This is a genomic window from Synechococcus sp. W55.2 (genome assembly GCF_047461635.1).
Lineage (GTDB): Bacteria > Cyanobacteriota > Cyanobacteriia > Thermostichales > Thermostichaceae > Thermostichus.
This window is the reverse complement of sequence record NZ_JANSHM010000100.1, coordinates 1-6351: the sequence shown is the minus strand read 5'-3', so window position 1 is coordinate 6351 and position 6351 is coordinate 1. Positions and strand designations below refer to the sequence as shown.

Below are 6351 nucleotides of genomic sequence, written 5' to 3'. Positions count from 1 at the left end.
GACAACGATATAGGCTACGGTTCGCGCTATCCTTCCCTGCCCTGAAGGACGGGGCTTGCCGCGCCTTTTGGTCAGGGTGCGTACTCTTCAAACTCGCTCCAAAAAGGCCACCCCCTCCACATGCCCGGTTTGGGGAAAGAAGTCAGCCGCCCGCCATTGGGTAAGGCGATAGGATCCCTCTGCCAGTAGGATCTGCAAGTCTCGCGCCAAAGTGGCAGGGTGACAGCTAACGTAGACGATGCGTGGTGGTCGTCGCAGCTTTAGGGTCTCGAGCACTTGGCGGTCGCAGCCGCGCCGCGGCGGATCCAGCACCACAATGTCGGCAGGGGGCAGGGTCGGCAAAACCTGTTCCACCGTGCCCTGGAAAAATTGGGCTGAGGCGATACCGTTGAACTGGGCATTGTAGCGGGCTTGGGCCACCGCTTCCGGCAAAGCTTCCACCCCCATCGCCCGTTTCGCCCGTTGCGCCAGCAGCAAGGTTAAGGTGCCGATGCCACAGTAGGCATCCAGGATGGTCTCTTCTCCCCGCAGGTTCAGTTGGTCGGCTATCCAGGTAAAAAAGGCTTCTGCTTGCTCTGTGTTGACCTGGAAGAAAGAGGTGCTGTCGATCCAGAGGGAAAAACCGGCAAATTCCTCCCGCAAAGACCCCCGACCGGCAATCACCTCAGTCTCCGGGCCGAAGATGGCATTGGTGCGGGCCGAGTTGAGATTGAGACAGACCCCCACCAGGTCAGGGTAGCGCTGCATCCAGCGTTCGGCCCAGCTTTCCAGATGGGGCAGGCGACGACTGCAACTGACCAAGGTCAGGAGCACCTCGCGGGTACGGCGACCGATGCGCAAACCCAAGTGGCGGAGATGACCTTGGTGACGACTTTCGTCGTAGACACTCCAGCCCGTTTCTTGGAGATCCCGCTTGATTTCCCTCAGGAACACATCCAGCCGCTCGTCTTGCACGGGGCATTGGTTGAGGTTCACCAGGCGGTGGCTGCCCCGTTGGTAGTAGCCCATGCGCAAGGGCTGGCCCTCCGGTTTGGCCATGGGGTAGGTGACCTTGTTGCGATAGCGCAGCGGCTGCTGGGATCCCAAAATAGGGACAGGCTGCGGCAGAGTCAGACCGCCAATCCGCTCCAGTGCATCCCTGAGGATTTGCTGCTTGGTGGCCAATTGCTGGGCATAGCTGACATGTTGCCATTGGCAGCCACCACATTTGTCCGCCACAATGCAGGCTGGTCGCACCCGTTGGGGAGAGGGAGAAATCAGCGACCGAATTCGCCCGACCAAGTAGTTGCGCTTGATCTCGGTTATTTGGGCCACCACCTGATCCCCGGGCACCGCCTGGGACACAAACACCACTCGCCCTTGTCCAAGTCCTGCCGTGTGGGCAATGCCATCTCCTTGGGGGGTCAGGGCCGTGATCTCCAACATCAAAAGATCCCCAGGTTTGACGGGATCAGGAAGGACGGAAGGGATCGGATGTTCCATTAGGCTGTTTCGCCAAAATTCGAAATAACTATAACCATAGGTCAGGTCGTGTTGGCTGGAGTCAGCATTGCCGGAAAAAGCTGTAGCAAGGCAAAAAGCATGTCAGCCGCCAACTGCTTACGGGATTGAAAACCCCATCCAATGAAGTGGTTCACTCCTTGGTCAAAGCAGATAGAGAAGGCAAAACATCTTCTCGAAAAGGAACCTCGTTTTGATTCACGTTCTCCAGCTCGGCCAACATGAGAGGGTTAACCCGGTTTAGGTAGGGCACCAAAACCTGTTGTAGCCTTCGGCTGTAGAAGCGGTGGTAGCTGTACACAGGCGTGGCCGGAAATCCCCGTCGAATCTTATGGGATCCCCCTGCGCCGGGATCAAAGTTGCGGATCCCTTCTCGGATGGCGAGGGCAATGGGCTCGTAGTAGCAAACGTTAAAGTGCAAAAACTTCACCTCCTCCCGACAACCCCAGTAGCGCCCGAAGAGGCGATCCCCCTTACGAATACAAAAAGACATCCCCACAATTTCTGCATTCCGTTCCCCGGCCACCAGCACAACTCGCTCCCGATAGTTGGGATAGAGAGACTCGAAAAAGCGGCGATTGAGATATTTGCTCCAGTTCCAAAATTGGGCACAGGTGTTGCTGTAAAAGTCGTACATGAGAGACAACAGGCGGGGCGTGATCTCCTCTCCTGTGTAAATCTTGAGTTCTAGGCCGCTTTTTTCCATTGCAGCCCGCTCTCGCTTGATGTTGCGCCGCTGGTTGGCATTGAACTGGCTCAAAAAGTCTTCGTAAGAGCGGTAGCCGGGGTTGTGCCACTGGTAGTTGTGGGTGATCCGGGGCGTAAATCCATCCGACTCCAATTGAGTCCGCCAGTCCAGATCTACATAAAGCAAGCTAAACACCGAAATATCCTTCTCTTGGCAAAACCGGTCAATGGCTGCCAGCATCAACGACCACACCTCTGCTTCCGAATACTCGGGATGGACGAGGATGCGATAGCCCGTGGCCGGGGTGAAGGGGGCCATGCCGATTAACTTCGGGTAGTAGCGTTCCCCCAATTGGCCGGCAACTGCAGCCCATTCTTGGTCAAAGACAAACTCCCCCTGGCTGTGGCTTTTCAAATACAAGGGGGCAGCAGCAACCAACTGGCCGTCTGCCTCCACCAACAGGTGACAGGGCAGCCACCCTGTCCTGCGGCTGGCACAACCTGAGCTCTCTAGGCTGTGCAACCATTCGTATTCCAAAAAAGGAGAGGTGCGCTCCGTTTGCAAGGCGTGCCAGGCCCCTGCTGGGATCTCGCGAATATCGTGGCACCAGCGCCATTTCAAGCCGGTTGACATTTGCCTGCCTGGATCAGACCAACCCGCCGCCCAATCGCCTCAGCTTGGCCGGGAAAAGGCCCCCAATGCTCTTGCCGACTCAAGAGGGGATCCCCCGCCGCCAAATGCAGCACCTGGCAGGATCCCTGCGCCTGCTTGATTATGGACCACCCTGAAGCGGGGCCGGAAACCACGCTGCTGCTCCTTTGCCCGTCCACAACCTCCCCAGCGGAAAACCACACTTGTGGGTTCTGGTTTGATTTTAATCGGGATCCCTGGGCTCGTAGTAACGGTTGGCCAAATCCAGAGCCATCTGAAACTTCTGCTCGCGGGTGAGGTCAGCCCGTCGGGCAATGTGAGCAAAGCGGTTGATATCTGGGGGCAGGAAGTCGAAAGGACGCTGTTCCCGCACGATGTCCAAGACCAAATCGCAAAGGGCCTGCTGGTAATCGTTATAGAAGATCTCTCCCAAAGCCTTGAGCCGCCCATCGGGCACCGGATTGTTAAAGTCGATGGCCTGCAGCTCTCCCTGCTCGTCGATGAATAGCTCCACCGAGTTCATTTCATAGCCCAAAACTCGATTGATAATCCGACAGGTATTGATGACTTTCTGGCCCATTTCCGGGGTAAGAAATTCTGGATCAAACAGATATTCGCTGGCATCGAACTTGCGAAAGATATACTTGATCGGAATGATCTTTCGGCCAATGCAGAGGGCGCGAATCTGCCAAGGGTAAGGGGTTTTGACCTTCTCTTGGATCATCATCACCTGAGATCCAGAGCGGTCATAAAAATAGAGGAGCTGCTCCATGTTGTGGGCTATTTCTACTCCAATGGCCTCTCGCCCCTCCGCCGGCTTAATCACAATTGGCCAGCCCAGATCTTCCGCCATCCCCTGCCAATCGAAAAACTTGTGATACTTAAAATCTTCTGCTTTCAATGCGGGGGCTTCTTTAGGGGGCAGAATGTAAGTTTTGGGGATGGAGATCCCCAGCTCTTTGACCACCATGTAGGCAGCATCTTTGTTGCGCAGGTAGTAATAAAAGCTAAACGGGTTGTTGATGAGGTAAACCCCCCGAAAGGCAAAGCCCATGAACAGGCCGATGGCTTGGGGGTAAAGGTAGCTGAAACGATCCAGGATCAGGCGATACTTGGTGCGGTAATCCAGGTTCACCTCGTGAATGGTGACATGTTCGGCCCGGATCTTGTAAGTTTGGCCGTTGCGAGCTTGAACAGGGGGAAGTGCGTTGAGGCGGGCCAGAGTATCGTCCCCAAAAGGCTCGCTGAAGTGCAGGCTGCCAACCCAATAGTCTTCAATCATCAAAGCTCTCTCAAAAGCTATTCCCTGCAAGGGATCCTACGCGAAGGCGCGGATTTGCGCTTGCCAAGTGGGCCAGTCGTGATCCCCCTCCCATACCTCCAGTTGATGGGGGATGTCGTTGCGGCTAAGCACTTCCGCCAGACGCAGGTTGTCGCTGAGGCAGTGGTCGTGGCGAGCGGTGAGCAACTTCAGCTCGGTGTTGCGCCCACCCAAGTGATCCCAGAGTTGCCGGCTCATGTTGGACATATAGGCCAGCGGGTTGATGAAATACAGCTCCTGCTCTGCCCGTTGGGGATCCCAGCCGGTGACAGAGCCGAGAGCGGCCACATCGTAGGGCCCCCCCAGGGCCAAGCAACGGCGCACCAAGCCGGGATGCCGACAGGTGAGGTTGACAGCATGGGTAGCTCCCAGGGAAAACCCAGCCACCACCAGAAACTCATTTTGCGCCTCGGCCTTGGCGTAGGGGATCAGCTCTTCTACCCAGTGCTGCTCCAGCAACAGCCAACGATCCCGCCGTTGGGGCAAGTCCAGCTGGCGGTTGAACAAAGTCTCCCAATCTAGGGTTTCCACGCAAAAAGCCTGCAAATAGCCCTGTTCCAGATGATGGCTGAGGCTGGCAATAATGCCGCGATCTTCCACGTCAAAAAAACGCCCGTTGCTGGTGGGCAGACAGATCAGCGGGTAGCCGTGATGCCCAAAGTGGAGCATCTCCATTTCCCGGCCCAAGATCTGAGAGGGAAAGCGCAAGTAGCGGCGAGCGTAGGCCATGAAAAACGGGGAAGGGATCCTCAAGAAATACCCAACCTTTCCGGGGGAAGCATTCTGCTCTGCCTGGTCGAGAAAGGCAAAGGGCACTCTCTGGAAAGGTCCACAAGAGCCACCAGAACAGATGGGAGCAGACCTGACCAACTGACAGGAACCTCAGGAAATTTCCGTGAACAGATCCTTGAGGGCCGTGCGGGCAGCCAAGTGCTTGCGGGTGGACTCGAGAATTTCGGCTTCCCGGCGCAGCCGGCTTTCGGTACTGACCATTTCCAGCAGAGCTTGCTGCTCTTGGGGGGCCCCATGGAAGTGGCTAGCCACCCAGTAGGACAGTTCTATGGGGGTGGTGGGGAGCTGCTCCGGCAACTGTGCATCCCGCTCCATTAGCTTGCCCGAGAGACGCACCACATCTTGAAGGAGAGTGGTAACCTGGCGCACCCAGCTCTGCAGGTCATCGGAAGGGGTGGTCGGCTCATCCTCAATCCATTCCACCAGCCCCACCCGGAAGGGTTTTTCCCGCACGTAATCCAAGACGCGGAAGCGCTGCTGCCCCAAGGTCAAAATGTCCATGCGGTCATCCGGCAATCGCTGCACCTGCAACACCTCAGCACAACAGCCCACCCGCACTGGGGATCCCGTCTGGGGATTGAACATCAGCACCCCAAAGCGGCGATCCGTCTCCAGAATGGTGTTGATCATCATGCGGTAGCGGTACTCGAAAATGTGCAGCGGCAGAGGTCGGCCCGGAAACAGCACCACCTCCGGCAAGGGAAACAGCGGTAGCTCGCGAACATCCACGGAAGAAGAAGGCATAGGGCTTGTGCTTCTCGCTGTACTGAGTCTAGCCCATCTTTATTGGCCAATCTTTATCTCTGCTAAAGGTAGGGGATTGACAGGGACGGGATCCCTCAAGAGAAGCGGTGGTGCCAGACCGTGATGGCAATCGCCAAGGCATCGGCGGCATCATCCGGGCGGGGCAAGCTGGGCAGGTTGAGTTCCCGGGCCACGGCAGCTTGTACAGCCTGCTTGTCGGCGCGTCCGTAGCCTGTCAAACTTTGCTTGACTTGGGCGGGCGTAAACTCCACCGGCAACAGATGATGCTGGGCCAAGGTGAGCAGGATCACGCCACGGGCTTGGGCGATGGCAATGGTATTGCCCATTTTGTAGAAAAAAAGTTTTTCCAGCCCCACCTGATGCGGGCGCAGTTGGCGCAGCAACTGGCTCAAATCCTCGTGCAGCGTTTGCAGCCGCTCCGGCATCGAGTGTTGGCTGGGGGTGCTGATCACCCCATAATCCACAGGTTTCAACCCCGCAGATCCCGCCAGAATGCAACCAAAACCCATGGTTCCCAGACCTGGATCTAGGCCGAGGATGCGCTGCTCAGGTGGGGTGTCTGATACATTTACGCTGAACACTGCTGAACATCACTGTTCAACTATGCAGCGATAGCATTCTGTTTGTTTCCAAA

At 56.7% G+C, this 6351-nt stretch carries 7 protein-coding genes; all 7 read right to left on the bottom strand.

The window, feature by feature from the left end:
- Positions 1-87 precede the first annotated feature (87 nt).
- Positions 88-1482, bottom strand: a complete 1395-nt coding sequence (gene rlmD, locus NW828_RS13495; RefSeq protein WP_414384408.1) for a 23S rRNA (uracil(1939)-C(5))-methyltransferase RlmD — start codon at positions 1480-1482, stop codon at positions 88-90.
- A gap of 151 nt (positions 1483-1633) precedes the next feature.
- Complete coding sequence (locus tag NW828_RS13490) at positions 1634-2821, bottom strand: GNAT family N-acetyltransferase (protein ID WP_011432151.1); 1188 nt, start codon at positions 2819-2821, stop codon at positions 1634-1636.
- A complete protein-coding gene (locus NW828_RS13485) occupies positions 2806-2994 on the bottom strand; it encodes a hypothetical protein (RefSeq protein WP_414384406.1) in 189 nt (62 codons plus the stop codon). Before NW828_RS13485 ends, NW828_RS13490 begins: the two co-directional genes overlap by 16 nt.
- Positions 2995-3062: 68 nt before the next feature.
- Positions 3063-4121 carry an ATP-grasp domain-containing protein gene (locus NW828_RS13480; protein ID WP_414350608.1) on the bottom strand — a complete coding sequence of 353 codons (1059 nt, stop codon included), beginning with the start codon at positions 4119-4121 and terminating at the stop codon, positions 3063-3065.
- 36 nt (positions 4122-4157) lie between these two features.
- Complete coding sequence (locus NW828_RS13475) at positions 4158-4976, bottom strand: alpha/beta hydrolase-fold protein (RefSeq protein WP_414384404.1); 819 nt, start codon at positions 4974-4976, stop codon at positions 4158-4160.
- A 66-nt stretch (positions 4977-5042) separates the two neighbouring features.
- On the bottom strand, positions 5043-5696 hold the full coding sequence (locus tag NW828_RS13470) for an LON peptidase substrate-binding domain-containing protein (RefSeq protein WP_414384402.1): 654 nt from the start codon (positions 5694-5696) through the stop codon (positions 5043-5045).
- 95 nt (positions 5697-5791) lie between these two features.
- Complete coding sequence (ruvC, locus tag NW828_RS13465; protein ID WP_011432146.1) at positions 5792-6298, bottom strand: crossover junction endodeoxyribonuclease RuvC; 507 nt, start codon at positions 6296-6298, stop codon at positions 5792-5794.
- Positions 6299-6351: the final 53 nt, after the last annotated feature.